The sequence below is a fragment of the Acidovorax delafieldii 2AN genome (genome assembly GCF_000175235.1).
Taxonomy (GTDB): Bacteria; Pseudomonadota; Gammaproteobacteria; order Burkholderiales; family Burkholderiaceae_C; genus Acidovorax; species Acidovorax delafieldii_B.
In genome coordinates this window covers 1-1479 of record NZ_ACQT01000476.1, presented here as the reverse complement: position 1 = coordinate 1479, position 1479 = coordinate 1, and the positions used below count along the sequence as shown (strand labels likewise).

The 1479-nt window shown below is 67.2% G+C and carries 3 protein-coding genes and 1 pseudogene; 1 reads left to right on the top strand and 3 read right to left on the bottom strand.

Annotation, left to right across the window (positions count from 1 at the left end; genetic code table 11):
* The 3 genes from ACDELDRAFT_RS22370 to ACDELDRAFT_RS22360 all read right to left on the bottom strand — a co-directional run.
* Positions 1 to 235 (bottom strand): MFS transporter (locus ACDELDRAFT_RS22370; RefSeq protein ID WP_005801127.1); only part of this gene is annotated, 235 nt, incomplete at its 3' end.
* A gap of 160 nt (positions 236 to 395) precedes the next feature.
* Complete coding sequence (locus ACDELDRAFT_RS22365; protein ID WP_005801125.1) at positions 396 to 743, bottom strand: GFA family protein; 348 nt, start codon at positions 741 to 743, stop codon at positions 396 to 398.
* 68 nt (positions 744 to 811) lie between these two features.
* A complete protein-coding gene (locus tag ACDELDRAFT_RS22360) occupies positions 812 to 1243 on the bottom strand; it encodes a VOC family protein (RefSeq protein ID WP_005801123.1) in 432 nt (143 codons plus the stop codon).
* Positions 1244 to 1327: 84 nt separating this feature from the next.
* Here ACDELDRAFT_RS22360 and ACDELDRAFT_RS22355 point away from each other — a divergent pair.
* Positions 1328 to 1479: pseudogene (locus tag ACDELDRAFT_RS22355) on the top strand (TetR family transcriptional regulator); the annotation flags it as partial.

Sequence of the window (1479 nt, the reverse complement as noted above, 5' to 3'; positions counted from 1 at the left end):
GCCGCCGGTGCCCGTACAGATCGCCCAGCCGCCCGCCCAGCAGCAGGCAGCCGCCAAAGGTGAGCATGTAGGCGTTGACCACCCACACGAGCGAGGTTTCGGTGAAGCCCAGGTCGTTGCGGATGCTGGGCAACGCGACGTTGACGATGGTGGTGTCGAGCACGATCATCAGCTCGCCCAGGCACAGCAGGATGAGGGCGGGCCAGCGTGCGCGGCCTTCGATGGAATGGGTCATGGGCTACACGATCAGCAAAGGGGAAGGGTACGCCGGCGCGTCGCCAGGATGGCGCCCCGGCTGCGGCCGCGCCACCCCTTTCGCCGGCGCTTGCCACCACCCGCACCCGCGTCGCTTTCGGGACGGAAGCGTGCCAATGCGGAGCGCGCGCCGCGCGGCGTCAGGCCGCCCGACCGTCGTAATGGTGCACCGGCACGCTGTCCAGGTCCACGTCCTCCAGGCAGCGCAGATTCACGGCCGCCATGCGATGGCCTGCCGGGTGCACGCCTTCACCGAAGGTGTGGATGCCGCAGGTGGCGCAAAAGCGGTGCTGGATCACATGCTTATGGAAGGTGTAGGTGGCCGCGTCGGCCTCGGGCGTGGTCAGGCGCAACTGCTCGCGCGGCACGAACCACAGCAGCGAACCCCGGCGCCGGCACATGCTGCAGTTGCAGGCCAGTGCACTGTCGATGGTGCCTTCGACTTCGAACGCGACTTTGCCGCAATGGCAGCTTCCGTAGTGGGTCATCGGGGCTCCTCAAAGAAGGCAGCGCACGGGCGCGGCGCGCGGCGCAAACCGGGGCCACGCAGCGCGGCTCATTGTGGCACCACCACCATCCACGCCACGCCGAAGCGGTCGGCCACCATGCCGAACGCGGGAGAGAAGAACGTCCTGGCCAGCGGCACCTGCACCTTGCCGCCGTCGGCCAGCGCATCGAAGAGCTTGCGGGCCTCGGCCTCGCTGGCCGGGCTGAGCGACAGCGACACGCCCTGAAAGACGGGCTGGCCCGAGCCCATGCCGTCCGAAGCCATCACCTGCGTTTCGCCCACCGTGAAAGAGGCGTGCATCACCATCTCGGGTTTCGGGCCTGGGCCGCCACCGGGGTCCGAACAGCCTTGCCCGGCGGCGACGTCGGGGTTGTCCTTGTAGCGCATGAGCATGGTCACCTGGGCGCCCAGTGCCTTGCGGTAGAAATCCAGGGCCTCTTCGCAACGGCCTTCGAAGAACAGATACGGCTCGACTTTCATGGAGACATCTCCTTGCGGTTGGCGGGTCCAACAAAAAAGTGCCCACCCCATTGTGAACACCGTCCACAAACAATAGCAAAGATAATGGACAGTGTCCACATTCTGTTTGGCATGACCGTAACCACCCGAAACACGCCTGCGGCACGCAGCACCTACCGCCACGGCGACCTGCGCCGCGCCCTGCTCGACGCCGGCGTCGAACTGGCACGCCAGGGCGGCCCGGCGGCCGTGGTGCT

Coding starts and splice junctions, on each gene's coding strand:
- ACDELDRAFT_RS22360 (WP_005801123.1), bottom strand. CDS start 1,243: ATGAAAGTCGAGCCGTATCTGTTCTTCGAAGGCCGTTGCGAAGAGGCC.
- ACDELDRAFT_RS22365 (WP_005801125.1), bottom strand. CDS start 743: ATGACCCACTACGGAAGCTGCCATTGCGGCAAAGTCGCGTTCGAAGTC.